At 72.7% G+C, this 18,784-nt stretch carries 17 protein-coding genes; 11 read left to right on the top strand and 6 right to left on the bottom strand.

Features of this window, described 5'->3' with window-relative positions:
• Window positions 1–5 precede the first annotated feature (5 nt).
• The gene (locus ABH937_RS25105) at window positions 6–1,418 is read left to right on the top strand and encodes an MFS transporter (RefSeq protein WP_370219551.1); all 1,413 of its coding nucleotides are present in this window, start codon (window positions 6–8) and stop codon (window positions 1,416–1,418) included.
• 65 nt (window positions 1,419–1,483) lie between these two features.
• On the opposite strand, the gene ABH937_RS25100 is transcribed toward ABH937_RS25105, so the two are convergent.
• The 3 genes from ABH937_RS25100 to ABH937_RS25090 form a co-directional block, all read right to left on the bottom strand.
• Window positions 1,484–1,813, bottom strand: coding sequence for a hypothetical protein (locus ABH937_RS25100; RefSeq protein WP_370219550.1), 330 nt, complete (start codon window positions 1,811–1,813; stop codon window positions 1,484–1,486).
• A 138-nt stretch (window positions 1,814–1,951) separates the two neighbouring features.
• Window positions 1,952–2,881, bottom strand: a complete 930-nt coding sequence (locus ABH937_RS25095) for a hypothetical protein (protein WP_370219549.1) — start codon at window positions 2,879–2,881, stop codon at window positions 1,952–1,954.
• A gap of 287 nt (window positions 2,882–3,168) precedes the next feature.
• Window positions 3,169–3,909 carry an AfsR/SARP family transcriptional regulator gene (locus ABH937_RS25090; protein WP_280689442.1) on the bottom strand — a complete coding sequence of 247 codons (741 nt, stop codon included), beginning with the start codon at window positions 3,907–3,909 and terminating at the stop codon, window positions 3,169–3,171.
• Between the two features lie 153 nt (window positions 3,910–4,062).
• Here ABH937_RS25090 and ABH937_RS25085 point away from each other — a divergent pair, with 153 nt between their 5' ends.
• Window positions 4,063–6,759, top strand: coding sequence for a tetratricopeptide repeat protein (locus tag ABH937_RS25085; RefSeq protein WP_370219548.1), 2,697 nt, complete (start codon window positions 4,063–4,065; stop codon window positions 6,757–6,759).
• A gap of 38 nt (window positions 6,760–6,797) precedes the next feature.
• Here ABH937_RS25085 and ABH937_RS25080 read toward each other — a convergent pair whose 3' ends face one another.
• Window positions 6,798–7,301, bottom strand: coding sequence for a hypothetical protein (locus ABH937_RS25080; protein WP_280689444.1), 504 nt, complete (start codon window positions 7,299–7,301; stop codon window positions 6,798–6,800).
• Between the two features lie 596 nt (window positions 7,302–7,897).
• The gene (gene lysS, locus ABH937_RS25075; RefSeq protein ID WP_370219547.1) at window positions 7,898–9,562 is read right to left on the bottom strand and encodes a lysine--tRNA ligase; all 1,665 of its coding nucleotides are present in this window, start codon (window positions 9,560–9,562) and stop codon (window positions 7,898–7,900) included.
• 247 nt (window positions 9,563–9,809) lie between these two features.
• Between lysS and ABH937_RS25070 the strand changes: the two genes are divergently transcribed.
• From ABH937_RS25070 to ABH937_RS25060, 3 genes are all read left to right on the top strand, one after another.
• Window positions 9,810–10,673 (top strand): PIG-L family deacetylase, encoded by an 864-nt coding sequence (locus ABH937_RS25070; RefSeq protein ID WP_280689446.1) that lies wholly within the window; start codon window positions 9,810–9,812, stop codon window positions 10,671–10,673.
• Between the two features lie 148 nt (window positions 10,674–10,821).
• Complete coding sequence (locus ABH937_RS25065; protein WP_280689447.1) at window positions 10,822–11,259, top strand: cytidine deaminase; 438 nt, start codon at window positions 10,822–10,824, stop codon at window positions 11,257–11,259.
• 132 nt (window positions 11,260–11,391) lie between these two features.
• Window positions 11,392–12,735, top strand: coding sequence for a M48 family metallopeptidase (locus ABH937_RS25060; protein WP_370219546.1), 1,344 nt, complete (start codon window positions 11,392–11,394; stop codon window positions 12,733–12,735).
• Window positions 12,736–12,750: 15 nt separating this feature from the next.
• On the opposite strand, the gene ABH937_RS25055 is transcribed toward ABH937_RS25060, so the two are convergent.
• Window positions 12,751–13,494 carry a helix-turn-helix domain-containing protein gene (locus tag ABH937_RS25055; RefSeq protein WP_370219545.1) on the bottom strand — a complete coding sequence of 248 codons (744 nt, stop codon included), beginning with the start codon at window positions 13,492–13,494 and terminating at the stop codon, window positions 12,751–12,753.
• Window positions 13,495–13,720: 226 nt separating this feature from the next.
• Between ABH937_RS25055 and ABH937_RS25050 the strand changes: the two genes are divergently transcribed.
• The 6 genes from ABH937_RS25050 (at window position 13,721) to ABH937_RS25025 (ending at window position 18,736) form a co-directional block, all read left to right on the top strand.
• Window positions 13,721–14,386 (top strand): DUF4097 family beta strand repeat-containing protein, encoded by a 666-nt coding sequence (locus ABH937_RS25050; protein ID WP_370219563.1) that lies wholly within the window; start codon window positions 13,721–13,723, stop codon window positions 14,384–14,386.
• A gap of 140 nt (window positions 14,387–14,526) precedes the next feature.
• Complete coding sequence (locus ABH937_RS25045; RefSeq protein WP_370219544.1) at window positions 14,527–15,345, top strand: alpha/beta fold hydrolase; 819 nt, start codon at window positions 14,527–14,529, stop codon at window positions 15,343–15,345.
• 92 nt (window positions 15,346–15,437) lie between these two features.
• The gene (locus ABH937_RS25040) at window positions 15,438–16,640 is read left to right on the top strand and encodes an SUKH-4 family immunity protein (protein WP_370219543.1); all 1,203 of its coding nucleotides are present in this window, start codon (window positions 15,438–15,440) and stop codon (window positions 16,638–16,640) included.
• 98 nt (window positions 16,641–16,738) lie between these two features.
• Window positions 16,739–16,963 (top strand): hypothetical protein, encoded by a 225-nt coding sequence (locus tag ABH937_RS25035; protein WP_370219542.1) that lies wholly within the window; start codon window positions 16,739–16,741, stop codon window positions 16,961–16,963.
• Between the two features lie 212 nt (window positions 16,964–17,175).
• Window positions 17,176–17,544 carry a YciI family protein gene (locus ABH937_RS25030; RefSeq protein WP_280689453.1) on the top strand — a complete coding sequence of 123 codons (369 nt, stop codon included), beginning with the start codon at window positions 17,176–17,178 and terminating at the stop codon, window positions 17,542–17,544.
• Between the two features lie 10 nt (window positions 17,545–17,554).
• Entirely contained in the window at window positions 17,555–18,736 is a 1,182-nt protein-coding gene (locus ABH937_RS25025) for an RNA polymerase sigma factor (protein WP_280689454.1), read from the top strand.
• Window positions 18,737–18,784 lie beyond the last annotated feature (48 nt).

Genomic DNA, 18,784 nt, shown 5'->3' with positions numbered 1-18,784 from the left:
AGCTCATGACCGCAAGCTCGTTGGACCGGCAGGAGGGTGCACCGGCCACCCTGCCGGCTGCCCGGCCCCGGACCGGCACCGTCGTCCTGGCCTGCTGCCTCGGCTTCTTCCTGATCAACCTGGACGCCACCATCGTGAACGTGGCGCTGCCGGACATCGGCCTGCGGCTGCACGCGGGCCTGTCCGGTCTGCAGTGGGTGGTGGCCGGGTACACGCTGGCCTTCGCCGGGCTGCTGCTCTCGGCCGGTGCGGTCTCCGACCGGATCGGCGCCACCCGGCTGTTCGGCTACGGGCTGCTGGCCTTCTCGATCGCCTCGGCGGCCTGCGGGTTCGCGCCCGACACGGTGGTCCTGGTCCTCGCCCGGGTGGCGCAGGGCGCGGCGGCCGCGGCGGTGCTGCCCGCCTCGCTGGCGCTGCTGCGGCAGTCGCTGGCGGACCCGGCCGCCCGGGCCAAGGCGATCGCGGTCTGGGCGGCGGGCGGTGGCGCGGCGGTCGCGGCCGGTCCGGTGGCCGGCGGGTTCCTGACGGCGTGGCTCGGCTGGCGGGCCATCTTCTTCGTCAACGTGCCGTTCGGCCTGCTGGCCATGCTGGGCGTCGCCCGGGCCGCCCGGTCGGTGCCGCGGCGCTCCTCGATCGACCCGGCCGGCCAGCTCGCCGCGATCATCGCGCTCACCGGGTTCACCTTCGCCGTGATCGAGATCGCGCCCAAGGGCCTGGGCTCGCCCGTGGTGCTCCTCCCGCTGCTCGTCTCGATCGTCGCCGTGCTCTGGTTCCTGCGGGCCGAATCGACCGGTGCCGCCCCCATGGTGAACCTGCGCGAGGTCAGGTCGCCGGTCTTCGCCTCCTGCCTCGCCACCGGATTCGCGCTGAACTTCGCCTACTACGGGATCATGTTCGTCTTCTCGCTCATCTTCCAGCAGGAGCGCGGCTGGTCGCCGATCAGGACCGGCCTCTCCTTCCTGCCGCTGACGATCTTCGTGCTGGCCTCGAACATCCTCTCCGGCAGGCTCACCCGGCTGATCGGCCCGCGCTATCCGATGGCAGGCGCCCAGGCCCTCGAAGCCGTCGGGTTCCTGGGCGTCCTGCTGGTCGGCTCGCACGGGCCGACCTGGCTGCTGCTGCTCGCGATGGTGCCGATCGGCATCGGCGGCGGCCTCGCCTCGCCGCCGATGATGACGGCGCTGCTCGAAGCGGTCTCGGCCGAACGAGCCGGCGTGGTCTCGGGGTTGCTGAGCTCCTGCCGGCAGGCCGGCGGTGTCCTCGGCGTCACGGTCTTCGGTCTGCTGATCTCGGCCACCGGGTTCGGCGTGGCCACCGGTCTGCGGGTGGCGGCGGGGACGGCGGCCCTGCTGCTGGGCGCGACGGCGGTGACGTCGTTGCGCTCCATCCACAACGGGCGCGCGCCGACCGCGCCATGACCGGGTGCCGGGGCCGGGTGGCGGCGCCGGGACAGGTCACGGCGCGGGTCGGGGTGCCACGGGTGTCACGGGTGGCCGGGACGGGCGGTGCGGATCCAGCGGATCACCACCGCGACGAGCTCGCTGTCGAGTTTGGACAGCCGCCGCAGCGCCGCGACGTCGCCGACCTCCAACGGCACGTCCGCGTCGGCCAGCACTGCGGCGAGCTCGGCCCAGCGGATGGCGTTGGCGTCCACCAGCAGCGTGTCGGTCTGCGCCGGAGGGCTCGGCGACGTGCTCGGGGAGGGGTGGGGCGAGGGGGAGGGCTGGGGCTGCGGCTGGGTGGGCGGCGGCAGGCGCAGCGGCCACCGCTCGCGGGGGTCGGGGCGCTGGCCGGTGTCGGCAGGTCGGGTCACGTGCTGTGCAACGTCCAGCGGGCCCGGACGGGCACGGCGCTCGCCGTCCCGTTCCGCCGCGCCCGCCTTCGCGCGCCCCGATGGCGCGCCCGCGCCCACGCACCGTCAGCTGACGGTGCGTGGGCGCTGGCCGGGCCGTCAGTGCAAGAAGTGCAGGCAGAGCGTGTAGGAGTCCGCGCCCTGGTGCTGGTAGTAGCCGTCCGAGTCCTGGTAGCTCCGGCAGTTGTCGTCCGGGTTGCCGGAGCCGCTCACCTTGCCGACCACCCGGGCATCGGCCGACGGATCCGAACAGGGGAGCACCTCGACGTCCGGATGGTCGTCCGTGCTGCCGGCGACCGTGGCGCTGGCCCGGTTGTGCACGCAGTCGCCGACGGCCGCGGAGTCCGGGCTCTTCGGGGTCGGCCAGAGCAGCAGGCCGATGGCCAGCAGCGGGACCAGGAAACCGAGCACGGCCGGGCGCCCGAAGATCGGGCGACCCGGATTCATCGGCTGCCGGGGAGCACCGGGCAGCGGCGGCGCCAGCTTGTTGATCTTGGCGCGCTGCGGCAGGTTGATCAGCATGGTGATCGGGTTGATGATCGCCGAGGCGATGCCCCACCAGCCCTGCCACAGGCTCTTCGCGGTCATCGACCGGTGCGAGGCGATGCCGCAGTCGCGGCAGAACGGACCCCGGAGCTTGAGGAAGCGCATGATCACCAGGAACCCCTGGTGGCCGCGAATGGTGGCCTCCACGGCCGGGACCGAGCCGCAGAAACGGCAGCTGAGCCCGCCCTGGGCCTGCGGGTTGCCCGTCGGCCAGGCCTGCGGACCCGGCTGCGGCGGCATCCCGCCGTAGCCGTACGGAGCTTGGGCACCGGGCGGCGCGGCGTAGGCCTGCGCAGGCGGCGGGGCGTAGGCCTGCGGGGCGGGCACCGGCGCGCCCATCGGAGCGCCGTAGCCGCCGGCCGGAGCGGGGTACCCGTCCGCCGGCGGTCCGTACCCGCCCGGCGGCGGCCCGAAGGCGGCGGGCGGCGGCCCCGCGGGAGTCGGCGGCGACTGCAGCCCGTGCGAGGGCGGCGGAGTGGACAAGGTGGATCCCCCGTGGTGAGTGAACGTCAACTGTGGCCGCGCTGCGCAGCCGAAGCCGCGACCCTATCGACAGCGCGAGGTCGGGCCAAAACCGGTTTCGGCGATATCGGCCGCCGACGACGAAGCGATTTCCAATCGTGACCGAACCGTCACGCCGCGCTCGCGGGCTCCCTGCTCAGCCGGGTTGCGGCTCGAGAGGTAAGCCATCGGTAAGGGGCTCACGCCACGCTGCTCGGGTCGGGCAGCGGGAGGAAGGATGAACATGCACGGAGCCAGGGGTTGCCCGCCTACAGGGCGCGGGCCAGCATCCGGTCGTGCAGGCGTTGGAGCGCCGGACCCGGTTCCACGCCCACCTCGCGCACCAGCAGGCGGCGGGTGCTGCGGAAGGCCGCCAGCGCCTCGGGCGTCCGGTTGTCCAGGTGCAGAGCGAGCATCAGCCGCTCGTGGACCCGCTCGTCCAACGGGTGCTCACGGCACAGCTGATCGAGCTCGGGGAGCAGGTCCGCCTGCCGGCCGAGCCGGAGTCCCGCGTCGGTCCGGTCGAGCTGCACCGTCAGGTGCCGTTGCCGCAGGGGCTCGTGCCAGGCATCGCGCAACGTCATCGAGGGCACGTCCTCCAGCGGCGCGCCGCGCCACAGCCCGGTGGCTTCCGACAGCAGCCGGTACGCCTGCGCCCAGGCGCCTCGCGCGAGCGCCGCTCGGCCGTCCTGGGCGGCGGTTTCGAACCGGTGCAGGTCCAGCTCGTGCGGGCCGACCTCGAAGCGGTAGCCCGGCGGCCGGGTGACCAGCCGGGCGGCGATCGACGGGCCGAGCTGAAGGCGCAGCCGGCAGAGCCCGGTGTGCAGGGCCCCACGGGCGCCCTGCGGCGCGCGGCGGTCCCAGACCGCGTCCACCAGGGCGTCGAAGGAGACGGTGGCGCCGGCCCGGAGCAGCAGCGCCGCCAGCAGATTTCGTTGCCGGTCGCCGGTGATGACCACCTCGCGTCCGTCCTCGCACGCCGACAACGGACCGAGTATCCCCAGTTGCATGTCAGTTCCTCGGATCACCAAAACAGTTGGGAGCCCCATCCTCGAACTGGACCGGTCTGTGCCTCCATGACGTTGGGTTGACGTTTTCCTGGTGCTTGCGACCCTGTCCGCGGTTATGGTGCCCGCAGGCGAGTCGGCATCCAGGGAGAGCACGTGGCTGACACTGTCTTCGGAGCCCTGCTCCGGGAGAGCCGCCTTCGGGCGGGACTGACGCAGGACGCGCTGGCGGACCGGTCCGGGGTGTCCGTGCACTCGATCAGCGTGCTGGAGAGCGGACGTCGACGCCCGCGGCTCTCGTCGGTGGCCCGGCTGGCGGCAGCTCTGGAACTCGATCCGGAGGACCGCCGCCGAATACTCGCGGCTGCCCGAACATCTGACTCGACGACACTGGATGGTGACACAGCGGCAGCTGATGGCGCCAGCCCGTCAGCGGCGCCGAGCCGCATCCGGAGTCGATGTCAACTTCCGGCTGAAACTAGGCTGTTCACCGGTCGCTCGCGGGAACTCGACGAACTGCTCGCGGTGGCCGCAGCGGCACCCGCCGGCAGCGCGGCGGGCATGGTGGTGGTCTCCGCGATCGACGGGATGGGTGGCGTGGGCAAGTCCGCCCTGGCCGTCCGCGCCGCCCACCGCCTGCGTGCCCAGTTCCCGGACGGGCAGCTCTTCGTCGACCTGCACGGCCACACGCCCGGGCGCCCACCGCTCACCGCCGCCGACGCCCTGGGCTGGTTGCTGCGCTCCCTGGACGTGCCGCCGCAGCAGATCCCGCAGGACCTGGGCGAGTGCGCCGCGTTCTACCGCGACCGGCTCGCCGACACCCGCACGCTGATCGTCCTGGACAACGCCGCGACCACCGCCCAGGTCCGTCCCCTGCTGCCCGGCACGCCCGGTTGCCTGGTCCTGATCACCAGTCGCAGCCGCCTCACCGGACTGGACGACGCGCACCTGCTGGCCCTGGACGTCCTCTCCGGGCCCGAAGCCGTCATGCTGCTGCACGAGGCCGCCGGCCCCGGCCGCATCCCGGCCGACCACCCCGCGATCGCCGAACTGGTCGCCCTGTGCGGCAACCTGCCACTGGCGATCCGCATCACCGCCGCCCGGCTGCGCCACCATCGCGCCCTGCGCCTGGAGGACCTGGTCGCGCAACTGGGCGACGAGCACCACCGCCTGGACCACCTCGCCGACGAGGACCGCAGTCTGGCCGCCGTCTTCGCCACCTCCGTCGCCGATCTGCCCTGGGCCGAACGGCAGTTGTTCGTCCTCCTCGGCCAGGTCCCGGGAGCGGACTTCGACGCCTACGCCGCCGCCAACCTGATCGGCGGCGACCACCGCACGGCCGAACGCCTGTTGGAGTCCCTGCTGCAGCACAGCCTGCTCACCCAGCGCACTCCCGGCCGCTACCGCTTCCACGACCTCGTCGGACTGTACGCGCGGGCGCTGAGCGACCAGCAGAGCGGGCGGGCGGACGACCGCGAGGCCGCGCTGGAACGTCTGGCCGCACTGGAACGTCTGGGGGACTACTACCGCCACACCGCCGAGCAGGCCGACCGCCACCTTGCCCGCCGCACCCGCGGCGGCGGCGCACCGGCGACCGGCACCGAACCCGCCGTGGCACCCCGGCTGCCCGATCGCGACGCCGCGCTGCGCTGGATGCGCGCCGAGCGGGACAACCTGATCGCCCAGGCCGCCGACGCCCGGCACCCGCGGGCGATCGCCATCACCGCCGCCCTGGCCGCCGTCCTCCTGATGGACGGCCCGTGGACCCGGGCCGCGGCCCTGCACCAGGCCGCGGCGACGGCCGCCCACGAGCTGGGCGACCTCGCGGGCAAGGCCGGCGCCCTGTGCGATCTGGGCCGCATCCGGCACGCGACCGGCGACTACCGGGCCTCGGGCGACTTCTACGACCGGGCACTGGCCATCTACCAGGACCTCGGCGACCGTGCGGGGGAGGCGGTCGGCCTGCACGAGCTGGGCCGGATCCGGCTCCTCACCGGGGACCTGCTGGCCGCGGGCGACCTGCACGAGCGGGCGCTGGCGATCTTCCAGGACCTCGGCGACCGCCTGGGAGAAGCACGCACGCTCTGCGACCTGGGCCGCGTACGGCATTCGCTCGGCGACTCGCCCGCCGCCGTCCAGCTGACCGTACGTGTCCTGACGATCTATCAGGAGCTCGGCGACCGCCGAGGCGAGGCCGGAGCGTTGCACGACCTGGCCTACATCCTGGACGAGACCGGCGACTTCATGGCCGCCGCCGACCCGTACCAGCGCTCCCTGGCGATCTACCAGGATCTGGGCAGCGGCCAGGGCCGCGCCAACGCCCTGCGCGGTCTGGGCCGGGTCCGGCACGCGACCGGGGACCTGCTGGCCGCGGCCGAGCTGCACGAGCAGGCGCTGGCGATCTGCCAGGAGATCGGCAGCCGCCAGGGCGAGGCGGACTCGCTGCGCTGCCTGGGCCGGGTCCGGCACGCGACCGGTGAGGTCACCGCCGCCGCGGCGCTCTACCGGCGAGCCCTGGCGATCTACCAGGACATCGGCAGCCGCCTCGGCGAGACCCTGCTGCGCATCGACCTGGCCGCGCTGGTCGCCGACACCGAAGGCCCGCGCGAAGCCCGGGCGCTCTACCGGCAGGCCCGGCACCTGGCCCGCGAGACCCGCAACCCCCGTGAGGAGGCCCGGGCGCTGGAAGGCGCCGCCCGTTGCGCGCAGTCGCTGGGCGACCTGGCCGGAGCGCTGGCCGACCTGCGCCGGGCCACCGCCTGCTACCGACGCATCGGCGCCCCCGAAGCCCATGCGGTGGCGGCCCGCCTCAGCGCCCTGGAAGGCACGGAACCGCCGGGGACGGCCAGTTGACGACCGTGCACGGCTGCCCGGGCGGTCGTCAGCGGGCGTCACCCCCGAGCGAGGTGGCGGCGGGTGGTGCGGACCACCTCGTGCCAGAACGGCGCGGCGGTCAGGTAGACGCCGAGCCCGGCCAGCAGGCCGATCGAGACGTCGACGCTCACTCGCCCCTGCTTGGCCCAGTAGACGTCCTGTAGGTCCAGCAGCAGGGCGAACTCGTCGCTGATCAGCGCCGCGCCCATGCCGTAGACCGCCGCGACGGCGGGGTGACCGACCGCCTGCCGGTCGCCGCGGACCGCGACCAGCCCGACCGTCGCCAGCGCCGCGATGCCGATGTTGTAGTGGTGCAGGTGCTTGCCACCGGCCGAGATGTTCCCCCAGGGCAGCCAGCCGCCCCTGATCCCGTGCGTGATGACCCGGACGGTGCCGAAGGTCGCCCCGAACGAGGCCCAGGTCACCACCAGCGAGCGTTTGGTCGGGGTCAGGTGGCGGTCGGCCGCCTGCCGCCACTCCTCCAGCAGCTTGAGCGCCTCGCCTGCTTGGCCGGTTCCCATCACACACCTCCGCCGACGGCGTCCGGGATCACCCCGCCGGCTCAACGCTAGGCCGAGCCGGGCCCCGCCGCAGCGCAGGGCCTCGGCAGGCCAGGCACGCGCGCACGCGACGCGCGGGCGATGATCGCGGCCCTCCCCGCGCCGGCGCCGTGCGAATTGCCGCCCACCGCGGCCTGCGCGGACTCGCTCCCGCCGGCCCCACCGACCGCCCCGCAGTCGAGCTCCCTGGCCGACAACCGGTGTGACGAGGTGTCAGTCGCGAGAGCCGCCGGTGACGGAGCGCACCACCAGGCTCGGGGCGGGTCGCGGTGGTCCCGTTCAGCGGAGATCGTCCACCCCTGTACGACCGGGCCGACCGGCCCGGCCGTGCAGGGGTGGACACTCAGCACTGGGGCCGGCGGCCGTGATTGGCCTTGTGCCGGCAGCGTGCCTTCTTCTTGCGACGACGCTTCGATGACATGGCCACTCCTCTCGTAGAGATGGTCTGTTCACCCTCTCTCCAAGGTTGCACACCGGGCCCTGGGCGGCGCGCCGTCCAGCACGGACCGGCGGCGGGGGCGGCGGGGAAGCCCATCGGCCCCGCCGCCGCACCGGCCTCAGGCCACGGTCAGCAGCGTCCGGATCCGCTCCGCGCCCAGCGCCAGCAGCAGGGTGGGCAGCCGCGGACCGGTGTCCCGGCCCACCAGCAGCTCGTAGAGCAGGACGAAAAGCTCCCGCTGCGCCGCCTTCAGCTCCGGGGTCGCCGGGGTGTCCAGGGGCAGACCGGCCTGCTGCTTGGGCACGCCGTAGACCAGGGTGGTCAGGCCGGGCACGGACCAGTGCTCGTCGAGACCGTCGAGCAGCAGCTTGATGGCCTCCCGCTGCTGCGGCGCCAGCTGCTCCAGTCGCTCGCGGTCCGGCGCCGTGCGCACCTGGGTGCGTTCCCCGGCGGCGACGTAACCGTTCACCCAGGCCTGCGCGCGGTCCAGCCGCGGCCGAGCCTCGTCGAGATCGGCCAGCGGCTCCTCGATGGTGAAGTCCCGCAGGATCCTCAGGGTCTGCTCGGGGTCACCCGTCGTGATGTCCGCGACCGACGCCAGCGTGCGGAACGGCAGCGGGCGCGGGGTCGTGGGCAGCGTCCGGGAGGCCGTACGGAGGCAGCGCTCGCGCACCGCGATCTCGGTCGGCTCGGCCGTCCCGGCGGCCACCTTGCGGCCCAGGGCGTCCCACTCGTCGTACAGGCGCAGGATCTCCTGGTCGAACGCGACGGTGATCGACTGCCGGGGCTGGCGCCGGCCGTACACCCAGCGCATCAGCGGTGCTTCGAGGATCTGCAGGGCATCGGTCGGCGTCGGCGCGCCGCCCGCCGAGCCGGACATCTTCGCCATCCCGCTGATGCCGACGAAGCTGTAGCCGAGGAAGGCCGGCGGGTGGCCCTCGAAGATCTCGCGCACCACCTGGGAGCCGACGGTGAACGAGGAGCCGGGCGAGGAGTGGTCGACGCCGCCGGCCTCGAAGGTGACGCCCTCGTAGGCCCAGCGCATCGGCCAGTCGACCTTCCAGACCAGCTTCCCGCCGTCGGCGCCGGCCAGCTCGAAACCGTCCTGGTGACCGCACTCGCAGCGGTAGCGGATCGCGCTGGTCACCTCGTCGAAGGAGTCGATCGCGGTGGTGTCCCGGCCGCAGGCCGCGCAGTACGGCTTGTACGGGTAGTAGCCGCTGCCCGCGACCTCCTCCTCGCCGTCCTCGTCCGGCGCCTGCGCGTCCTCGGGCTTCTTCGCGGTGCGGTAGCGGCCGAGGACGGCGTCGATCTTCTCCCGGTTCCGCATGGCGTGCAGGATCTGCTCGCGGTAGGCACCCGAGGTGTACATCTGCGTCTGGCTGATCTCGGTGACCTCGACCCCGAGCTCGGCGAGCGCGGCCCGGAACGGGACCTTGAAGTGCTCCGCCCAGCTCTCGTGCTCGCCGCACGGGTCCGGCACCGCCGACAGCGGGCGTCCGATGTGCTCGGCGAACGAGGCCGGCAGGCCGGCCGGCACCTTGCGCAGCCGGTCGTAGTCGTCCCACGACAGGATGTGCCGGCAGTCCAGCCCGCGGCGGCGCAGCTCGTCCGCGACGAAGTGCGGGACCATGATCTCGCGCAGGTTGCCCAGGTGGATCGGCCCGGACGGGCTGATCCCCGACGCGCACACCAGCGGCCCGGCAGAGCCCCGGCGTTTCGCCTCGGCGATCACCTGGTCCGCTGCCGCGACCACCCAATCGCCTTGCTTCACGCCTGCCACGCCTTGCCTCCTGTCATACGGTTCACCCAGTTGATCACCGGAAGGATACAGCCAGGCGGCTTGCCACCGCGCTGCCTTTGACCTCGGGCGGCGCCGAGCACCGAGCCGTACGGAGAGCTGACGTATGGTCAGTTCCACGACGCCGTCCAGGCGGATGCCGGACGAGTTCGGTGGCCCTGTGGGCGGCCGCCTGCCGCGGTGCCGCAGACTGGGGCCGATCGCTCGACCGACCAGAGGATGGATTTCGATGGCTGACCGGCCCTTGACGCTGATGGCAGTGCACGCCCACCCGGACGACGAGGCGACGGGAACGGGGGGTGTCCTCGGGCGTTACGCGGCGGAGGGCATCCGCACGGTGCTCGTCACGTGTACCGACGGTGGCTGCGGCGACGGTCCGGGCGGCATCAAGCCCGGCGACCCCGGCCATGATGCCGCCGCCGTCGCCGCGATGCGTCGAAGTGAGCTCGAGGCGAGCTGCGAAGTTCTCGGCGTCAGCCACCTCGAGCTGCTCGGGTACGCCGACTCCGGAATGATGGGCTGGCCCGCCAACGACGCGCCCGGATCGTTCTGGAGCACCCCCGTGGACGAGGCGGCCGCTCGCCTGGCCGAGCTGATGCTGCGCTACCAGCCCGACGTGGTGGTGACCTACGACGAGAACGGGTTCTACGGTCACCCCGATCACATCCAGGCGAACCGGATCACGATGGCGGCGCTGGCGCTCACCGGGCTGGCGCAGAAGGTGTACTGGACGACGGCGCCGCGTTCGATGATGCAGAAGTTCGGCGAGATCATGCGCGAGTTCGGCGCGGACTGGGAGGAGCCGGCTCCGTCCGGGGACTCCTCCGGGGGCTCTGAGGGCTCCGGGGACAGTGCGGTGCCCGACATCGGGCTGCCCGACGAGGAGATCACCACGTGGGTGGACACCACGGAGTTCGGCGGTCACAAGTTCGACGCCCTGGCCGCACACGCCAGCCAGAGTGAGAACATCTTCTTCCTGCGGATGGGCAAGGAGCGGTTCACCGAGCTGATGGGCGTGGAGACGTTCGTCCGGGTCCACGACAGCACCGGCGCCGCCCTGCCGGAGGACGACCTCTTCGCCGGCCTGCGCTGAGCTCGGGCTACTGGTTCGAGGGGCCCGGATCGGGGAGCGGACCGCGGCGCGGGAGGTGAGCGCCGCGGTCTCCGTCGGTTTCACGGAAGGAACCACACCGCGGGGAAGGCCCGGGACGGGCCGTCCAGCACGTACGAAGGCAGGGAAGATGACCGCACAGACCCACCACGTCGACCACGAACTCATCGAGGCCGCGGCCCACGTCGCCCGCACCCGCTGCCGGGGCGACAACCACACCATGGCCGCCGCGGCCCGCGCCCAGGACGGCCGGATCGTCACGGCGGTGAACGCCTACCACTTCACCGGAGGCCCCTGCGCCGAGCTGGTCCTCATCGGCGCGGCAGCCGCCCAAGGCGTCTACGAGCTGGACACGATCGTCGCCGTGGGAGACCGCGACCGCGGCGTCGTCCCTCCGTGCGGCCGGTGCCGCCAGGCCCTCCTCGACTACTTCCCGGCCCTCAAGGTCATCGTCGGCGCTGGCGACCGCCTCCGGACCGTCTCCATCACCGACCTGCTCCCCGAGAGCTACGTCTGGGCCGACCACCAGCTCGACGCCGAGCAGAGCGCGCCGCTTGGCGCGAGCTGACAGCGCTGATGAGGAACCGTGAAATCGGCCAGCGCTGCTTCCTACCCGCGTGCCCGTAACCTGCTGAAATTGTGATCATCTTTACGGAGATAGTGGAGTCCGCATGGCTGGGTGGTGGCATCATCAGGCGGCGTGACTGACTCGATAACAACCCGCACCTGCCCGCAGTGCGGTGCTGCGTACGACTCCAATCCGCGGTTCAGTGAGTGGTGCCCGAACTGCGAGTGGAACCTCGGCTCCGAGCCGACCCTGAGCCCTCGGGCGGCGCGCCGGCGGTCGCGGGAGCGGGCCCGGGACGAGGAGCTGTACGTGCGGCTGGCCGCCGGCGCCGGGGGCGAGTCGGGGTGGTACCCCGGTCGGTCGGGCGCGCTGGTGCTGGCGTCGCTGGTTCACCTGGTGACCCTGGCGGTCCTGGCCGCGACGCTCTGGCTGCTGCTGACCGGCAAGCCGCCCTTCGTCGTGCTGGGCGTGGTCGGTCTGGGCCTGGCGTACCTGTTGCGGCCACGGTTCGGTGGGCGGCGGCGGGAGGATCCGGCGCTGGTGACCCGTGAGCAGGCCCCGCAGCTGTACGCGCTGAGCGACACGGTGGCCGAGGCGCTGGGTGTCCGGCGGCCGGACCGGATCCGGGTGCAGTCCGGTTATCGCACCGGCTATGCCCGGTTGGGGGTGCGTCAGGAGGTGGAGCTCACGGTGGGGATGGCGCTCTGGGCGGTGCTCAGCCCGCAGGAGCGGATCGCCCTGCTCGCCCGGGAGCTCGGCCACGGCGCTGCGCGGGATCCGCGGCGCGGGCTGTGGCTGCGGGTCGCGCTGGACACCCTGGACGCCTGGTACGGCCTGCTGATGCCAAGCAGCGGTGACGAGTTGATGGTCACCCGGATCGAGAGCAGCAGCCAGTACGACGCGCTGCCGGCCGGCGGCGTGCTCAGGCAGATGACCGTCAACGCCCAGAAGGCCCTGGTCGAGGAGTTGACCGCCCGGCTGCTGCTGGTCTGCGCGCTGCCCGTCCGGCTGGCCAGGCACCTCCTGCACCGGTCGGTCCTGCCCGGCAGCCGGCTCGCCGAGTACCGGGCGGACGACCTGGCCGCACGCGTCGGTTCCTCGACGGCGGCCACGGCGGTGCTCGACGCCCTGTTCCTGGACGAGAGCGCCATGGCCTACCTGCGCAAGCAGCGGGCGCTGCAGGGGCACAGCGCGGTGACCCGCCCGGCCGACATCGCGCAGGCGCTCTGGGAGGGCCTGGCCGAGTACCTCGACTCCGTCCCGGACATCGAGCGGGAGCGCCGCCGTCGGCTGGCCGCCCGCCGGGGAACGGCCGTGGACGCCTGGTACCCGGCGACCCACCTGCGACTGCGGCTGCAGGCGGGACGGCCCGCGCAGGCGGCGGCGGTCCTCGCCGACACGGTGGACTGGGCGGCGATCCACGCCGAGTTGGAGGACTCGCGCTGGCGGACCGCGATCCTGGTGCTGGGGATCTGACGGCAGGAGCTCACGCTACTGACGAGGCGTCACCACACCTGAGGCCGTTTCGGGTTTGGTGTGGAGGACTTCGCGGGCCTGTTCCGCGGCGCGGAGCATGGTCTCGCTGATGAAGTCGCTGAAGCGGGCGATGTTCTCCAGGCGGGCGGCGGCCGGACTGTCGCGGCCGAGGACGCCGACGCCCTGCCGTGCGGTCTCGGCGACCTGGGCGATGCCGCGGGCGCTGGCGATCGTCGACCGGTACCAGACGTCGCCGTCGACGAAGTAGCGCTCGCGGCGGCGTTCGTCGCGTTCCCGGCAGATGAGGCCCTGATCTTCGAGGAACGCGACCGCCTTGGAGACGGAGGCCGGGCTGACCTGGAGGTGCTGGACGAGTTCGGACGCGGTGAGGCTGCCCGCGTCGGCGATGAAGAGGCAGGTCAGGACCCGAGCCGTCATCTTGGGCAGGCCTTGTCGCATCAGGAGGGTGGTGAACGCCTCCTCGTACTCGCGCACGGCCGCGTCATCGCGCCCGTGGCGCTGCACCGGCGCTCCCGGCCCTCGGGGCGCGGCCTGCTTGCGCCGGTGGGCGCGCCGTTCGGTGGCGCGGTGGGCCAGATCGGCGCGGTAGGCGGTGGGGCCGTCGTTGCGCATCACCTCGCGCGTGATCGTCGAGGTGGGGCGGTCGAGACGTCGGGCGATCTCCGCGTAGGCGAGGCCGTCGGCCAGCCCCAGCGCGATCTGCTGACGTTCCTGCTGGGTGAGTCTGCCTCCCGGCACCGCGATCTCCCTTCGTACTTCCCTGGTGCCGCCAGCGTAGCGTTCGCTCGCAGTCCAATGCAACGGGCGAGGCGCCTGTCATTGCGTTAGATGTACATCCGTTGCAATGAAAACTGGGCTTTCACCTGCACTGATAGGCATTGTGCGCAACGAACTCGTTGCGTGATCCTCGAACGCAACGTAGCGTTTCCGGCATCAGAAACGAGCAGCGCACGAGGAGAGCATGATGCAGAAGTTCGACACCCCCACCCCGATCTCCGCCGTCCTGGAGATCGCCGCCGGGCGCATCCAGGTCATCGCCGCCGACCGGGCCGACACCGCGGTCGAGGTCCGGCCCGCCGACCCCGCCAAGAGCCGCGACGTGAAGGCGGCCGAGCACACCACCGTCGAGTTCGCCGACGGCGTCCTGCGGGTCCGCGCCGCCGAGCCCCAGAACCAGTACTTCGGTCCCTCCGGTTCCCTGGAGGTCACCGTCCAACTGCCCGCCGGCTCCCGCATCGAGGCCAGGACGGCCAGCTGCGAGCTGCGTGGCGTCGGCCGCCTCGGCGACGTCGCGTTCGAAGGCGCGTACCGCCAGATCAAGATCGACGAGGCCGCGAGCCTGCGCCTGACCGCGGTCGACGGCGACGTCGAGGTCGGCCGGCTGGGCGGCCCCGCGCAGATCAGCACCGCACGGGGCAGCATCCGGATCACCGAGGCCGCGCGCGGCCGGGTCGAACTGCGCACCCAGATGGGCGACATCGCGGTCGGCGCCGCCCCCGGCGTCTCCGGTGCCCTGGACGCGGGCACCGGCCACGGCCGCATCAACAACGCCCTCAAGAACGACGGCACCACCGAACTCGACATCCACGCCACCACCGGCCACGGCGACATCACCGCCCGCAGTCTGTGAGGACGGAGCCGTCCGGCTGAAGCGTGACCGGAGAACGAACGGATCGCCGGCTGACAGCCCATCAGGTCCAGGGGCCGGCGATCCGCCCCGCAGGACCTGGAGAAGTCGTCCAAGACGCGCAACGCGACCAGGAAGAAGTCATGACGAAGAACAGCACGTTCTCGACGAACTCGACGTGGACCGGCATGGTGCCGGTCGACGACACGGCCCTGGCCGTCACCGACACCGGCGGTCCCGGTATCCCCGTGCTCTACCTCAACGGCCAGTTCGCCACTCAGGGGTACTGGCGGCGGGCCATCGCCGAACTGGGCACGGGGTGGCGGCACATCACCTACGACGAGCGGGGTCGCGGCAGGAAGTCGAAGCGTTCGGCGGACTACTCCTTCGAGGCCGCCGTCCGGGATGTCGATGCCGTGCTCGCGGCCAGGGGTGTGGAGCGGGCGCTGGTGGTGGGCTGGTCCTACGGAGCGTTCGTCGCGGCACACTGGGCCGGCCGGAATCCGGACCGTGCCCTGGGCGCGGTCCTGGTCGACGGCGCGTACCCGTACGACTGGCTCGACGAAGCCATGGAGCAGCGGATCCGGAAGCTGTTCCGGCGGATGGGCTGGTTCACGCCGCTGCTGCGCCCGACGGGCCTGACGCCGCGGCTGAGCGCCGAACAGCAGGCCGAGAGCAACATCGAACTCGGCAGGCTCTCCCGCGAGCGCGAACTGGGCCCCGTGCTGGACGACATCACCGTCCCGGTGCGGTACGTGGTCGCTTCGGGGAAGTCCCTCGGAAGTCGCGGTGATGAGCAGGAGCGGATCCGCACCAGCCTCGCCGCGGTGACCGCCCGTAACGCGAACATCGAAGTCAGCGCGAAGGTCGCCAGCAACCACGGTGCGATCCTGCGCAAGGACTTCCGTGCCATCGCGGAGGCCGTGCGCGAGGTCGCCGCTCTCGACCGCGGCCGGCGGTGACCAGGTCCGCGAACTCGCGCGCGAACACCCCTGCCGTCAGCGCGATCACCCGTGCTGACAGACTTCTCCGCAACGGAACAACGGGGGTCACAGTGCAGCTGAAAGTCGACATCGACCGGGAACGCCTCGCCGACTGGTTCGGCGAGGACGCCATCCATCGCCTGCCCGAGCAGGCGCTGCCGGCGGTGCTCACGCACGCACCGACCCGTCGCCTGCTGACCGAGGTCGGCCTGCCCCGGGGCGGCGGAGGCTTTCTGCGGTTCGACACCGACCCCGACCTCCTGCTCCAGCCACTGGCCACCCGGCTGGACGGGCCGTCGGTGGGCGCCGGCCACCTGCTGGTGCTCGGGGCGGTGCAGCGGGACTGGCTCGTGCTGGACGGCGTGAGCGGCCAGGTCGCGCTCGCCGGGACCAGCTACGACCAGCCCGCGCAGGTCGTCCTCGACGTCCTGGCCGGCGACCTGTCCGTCGTCCTGCTCTTCCTGCACGAGTTGGCGGGCCTGCGCGCCGGCGCCGCAGATCCGGCGGCGCACGGCGGCCGTCGCGGGCCCGCCGTGGTCGCCGAGGTGACCGGCGCGCTGGCGCAGCGGATGCGCGCCGTGGACCCCGCGGTGTTCGAGCCCAGCGGCATGGCCCCGTACTGGAGCGCCGCGGTGCTGGCGTCCGGGCTGCGCTGGGCGGCCCGCCCCGGCGACCTCCTCGCCTACGAGATCACCCCGGAACTGGTGGCCGAACTGGGTGAGGTCCGGCCGGTCCGGGCACCGGACCTGCCGGCCGCGCTCAGCCACGAACCGACCCGCCGCCTGCTCACCACGGTCGGTCTGCCGACCACCGACCACCTGTGGGGCGACCAGGTGCTCCCGCTGGCCACGCTGCGCGAGAGCGACCCGTGGTACGCCGAGCCGGACGCGGAGATCGAACGCGCCCACCAGCTCGACCACCTCTGGTTGGGCGACACGGCGTACGACTGCCAGGTGGTGCTGGACGGGCAGCGCGGCCACCTGGAGGTCACCGTCGGCGATGGTGACGAGGACTGGCCCGCGGCCTGGCTGCACGCCGACCTCTCGGCCTACTACCTGACCCTGTGGGTGCTGACCCGCCTGCGCGCGGAGGCCCTGCGCTGGACGACCCTGCACACACCGGCCGACTGGCAGGTCTTCACCCCGGTCGACCTGTTCCAGGAAGCCGCGCTGCAACTGATCGCCGAGATCGACCCGTCGGCCGTCCAGGACGAGACGAGCTTCTGGAACGCCCTGGCCGACGACGGCCACATGGGCGGCCTGCTCGGCGGCTGACCTGCGCGTGCGCGATCCCGGCCGTCGCGCTTCGCGCTGCGGCAACGGTTGTGCGGTTCCGTCCCTGCCCGGGGCCGCCGCATGACAGACTGGGGATCATGACCCCCGACCCCCGCAGCCTCGGGCTGCCCGCGTTCTCCGAGCCCGCCGCCGCGCCGACCCCCGTCCAGGCCGTCCAGGCAGGCGGTCACCGGCTCCAGCCGGTGGAGCAGGGCGCGGACTTCCGCCAGCCGCCCGGCGAGGAGATCCCGGAGCCCGGCCCGGTCCGCCGCCTGCCCAAGGCCGGCGGCCCGACGTTCTCCCACCCCGACCGGCAGATCTGACCGCGACAGCGCCCGCGAACCGGCGGGCAGGCGGGTCGGCGGGTCGGCGGGGAAGGCCTCCGCACCGGCCGCGTCGAGGTCCGCGAGGTCGAGCAGGTCGAGCAGGTCGATTCAGCAGAGCCTGGCCCGCGTCGGATGTCGAAAAGCGCCGGACGGCTCCGACTCCTTGTCGAGCCGCCCCCGGGGCGGAACCCGACGCAAGGAGCAAGGACATGAAGTACCTCCTGATCATGCAGGTCAACCCGGAGGTCCTGGACGCCCTCTCGGAGGACGAGCGGAAGCTCGTCATGGACGGCCACGGCGAGTTCATGAAGACCATCCAGGACTCGGGGGAGTTCATCCTCACCCAGGCGCTGGCCGACCCGGCGAACTCGACCGTCGTCTCCGGGACGGGCGGCACGCCCGTCGTCACCGACGGGCCGTTCATCGAGGCCAAGGAGCACATGGGCGGCTTCTACCTGATCGACTGCGAGAGCAAGGAGCGCGCGATCGAGATCGCCGAGCTCATCCCGGACACCCGGGTCAAGGGCCTGTCGATCGAGATCCGCCCGGTGATGTTCTCCTGCGGTGCCGATCTGTGAGTGGTCGTCCGTGAGCGGTGGGATCGAGGACCTGCTGCGCGGCCTGGCGCCGCAGGTCCTCGGCACGCTCGTCAGCAGGCACGGGCAGTTCGAAGCCTGCGAGGACGCCGTGCAGGAGGCGCTGCTCGCGGCGTCGGTGCAGTGGCCGGAGCAGGGTGTGCCGAGCAGGCCCGCGGGCTGGCTGGTCACGGTCGCCGGCCGCAGGTTGACCGACCAGTGGCGCAGCGAGGCGGCCCGCCGGGAGCGCGAGCTGACCGTCAGCATGGAGCCGCCACCGGACGACGACCCGTCCCGGCACGTCGACGACACGCTGCGCCTGCTGTTCCTGTGCTGCCACCCGAAGCTGTCGGCGCCCTCGCAGGTGGCGCTGACGCTCCGGGCGGTCGGCGGCCTCACCACGGCCCAGATCGCGCACGCGTTCCTGGTGCCGGAGGCCACCATGGCGCAGCGGATCAGCCGGGCGAAGCAGACGATCAAGGGCGCCGGTTTTCCGGACGGGCCCGAGCGGCTGCCGGCGGTGTTGCAGGTGCTCTACCTGATCTTCAACGAGGGCTACACCGCCACCTCCGGGCCGGACCTGCAACGGGTCGAGCTGGCCGCGGAGGCCATCCGGCTCGCCCGCGAGGTGCACCGGCTGCTGCCGCACGACGGCGAGGTCACCGGCCTGCTCGCGCTGATGCTGCTCACCGACGCCCGGCGGGAGACCCGCAGCGCCAACGGCGTGCTGGTGCCGCTCGCCGAGCAGGACCGCGGCCGCTGGGACCGCGCGCGGATCGAGGAGGGCGTCGCGCTGGTCGCCGACGCCCTGCCCAAGGGGCCGGCCGGGCCGTACCTGGTGCAGGCCACGATCGCCGCGATCCACGACGAGGCGCCGTCCACCGAGGAGACGGACTGGGCCGAGGTGTTGATCCTCTACAAGATCCTGGACCGGACCGCGCCGAACCCGATGGTCACCCTGAACCGCGCGATCGCGACCGCGATGGTGCACGGACCGGCCGAGGGGCTGGCGTTGCTCGCCACGCTCGACGGCGACAAGCGGATCGCCGGCCACTACCGGCTGGACGCGGTGCGCGGGCACCTGCTCGACCTGGCCGGTGAGCATGAGCGGGCTCGCGAGCACTACCGGCGGGCCGCGCGGCTCACGTTGAGCCTGCCGGAGCGGGAGTACCTGCTGCGCAGGGCCTCGCGGTGACGGTCGGGCCCCGGCCCTGCCAGAGCCCGCTGGTTGGCTGGAATCCGG

The sequence above is a fragment of the Kitasatospora sp. GAS1066B genome (assembly GCF_041262605.1).
GTDB lineage: Bacteria > Actinomycetota > Actinomycetes > Streptomycetales > Streptomycetaceae > Kitasatospora.
This window is presented reverse-complemented; position numbering and strand designations above follow the sequence as displayed.